Genomic DNA, 1,826 nt, shown 5'->3' with positions numbered 1-1,826 from the left:
TGGAAACCGGCGATGAATCAGTTCATTATCATGTATGGTGACCGTGTATCGCTATGAGAAACAGCCACTTACACAGAAAATTTTACATACTCCCAACACCGGCTCAGACAATATTTTTTGAACACCATCCTTCTTCTTATCTGAATTCAATATGAACTCCTATTCACGCGTAGCTATAACGCTTGCAGCAGCGGCGAATTTACGAGTCCGCTGACTGCACTTGTTGTACGGGTTTGGCTTCATTAACTGCATGAAGATCTGGTTTTCGTTTAGTTCTATCAATTGCCGAATTAGCCAATTCAAACACTCTGTCTCTGAATTCAGGAATGTTTTTTAATGCTTCCTTGAAAGAGTTGGAGTTTGCCAGTTCGTGCCAAGGACTTCCGTGACCTCCATCTTCAACAAGTCGTAAAGGTGCTTCTTCTACTCTTGATAATGCAGATTCAAAGAGTCTGGCTTCAAGATTTTCATCTATCCTCGCTGCTTCTTTTCTATAACCTTCATATGCTTTTGCAACAGAAGCTTTATAACCATAATCTTCGGCCAACTTAAATCTTTGACCTATTTGTTTAGTAGATAACCATGCGAACCATAATGGGGCGCCTAGACTTACAATTGACAAAAATATATGACCAAATACAAGACCCAATTTTGGATCTGGAACAGATAATGCGGAAGTTAAAGCTTCCACTCTGCCGGTACCGATAAACCAAGCTGATACAAGCGCACCCAGCAGACCAAAAACCCATACCCACATGGATTTAGCAAGTTGACTCGCCCTTTGGTCAAAAGCACCAGCAAGACCCTTGCTGGTCGTAATACGATAAGAATCTTCGCAGTTTTCAACCAGCTTATCGGACTCTTCTTTATTGGATTTAATAGCGCTAAGTAAATTATCAACATTTTCTTTAGCGGTTGATATTTTAGCTGCTGTTTTAATCGCTTCAGAACCAATAGATTCGACTTTTTTTCGAGCTTCTTTTAAATCTTGCAAATCTGCGGGAAGTGATTCTGCAGTTTCTGTCGCATCATTAATGATTTGAATTTGCTTGGTGAGCTTATCTTGATCCACCTCTATTTCATTAATTTTTGCAGATAAGCCTTTAAGCTTTCTCGAAATGGCTGGAGGTAAAACGCTAGGGTCATTATGTATAACCCATGTTAGCTCGGGTTCGATTAAACTAGAAATCCACTCTAATGTACTAATATAAGCTGGGATTGCCTGTTGCCCATTGCCGTTATAAAAATAAGGCAGAGTCGAACTTTTTATACGCTCTAGCTTTGCTGGAACTTTTTCCAGTATTTCAAGAAGATCTTCGTCATCAATATTCAAATCAGCTTTTCGAATACGCTTTGATAAAGAAAGTGGAATATATGCTAACTCTGTACGATCAATGGCTGGGTGATGCCAACCAAAGGCTTCATTCAGAGAGCGATTATCGCTCCACCCCTTTTCCACTGCTCCAGCCAATGATTCCAATGCAACACACAAATCCTCAATTTCTTTATTCATAATTTGTCCTTATTCGAATATTGGATGAAGCCGTACAACGCAAAGCACACGGGCGACGAGCCGCGCAGCGGGTTGGCGTTCCAGCGGCCGAAGGCCGCGAGTGATGCGTATTGTTAGCCATTAAGAACCTCGATGTCTAACTTACCTGATGCAAAAAGCTATAAAAACTGCTCGAATGATGAAGCAACGGCTGTTCGACTGCTTTTTATTTCCTCATCTGTCAACGGCAATCCAATTTTGACCCACTTACCGCTTAAAACGGTAATCTAAATTTGACCCACCCCTGGCTTCTTTTCAACTTAACGTACTTTCT

1 protein-coding gene is annotated in these 1,826 nt (G+C 41.0%); it reads right to left on the bottom strand.

What is annotated here, in order from left to right; all coding sequences use genetic code 11:
• Positions 1–199: 199 nt before the first annotated feature.
• Entirely contained in the window at positions 200–1,513 is a 1,314-nt protein-coding gene (locus tag H595_RS0119570) for an AAA family ATPase (protein ID WP_051220004.1), read from the bottom strand.
• Between the last annotated feature and the right edge of the window lie 313 nt (positions 1,514–1,826).

The organism is Rheinheimera baltica DSM 14885, from assembly GCF_000425345.1.
GTDB lineage: Bacteria > Pseudomonadota > Gammaproteobacteria > Enterobacterales > Alteromonadaceae > Alishewanella > Alishewanella baltica.
The sequence above is the reverse complement of the archived record's forward strand: the minus strand, read 5'-3'. Positions and strand labels throughout refer to the sequence as shown.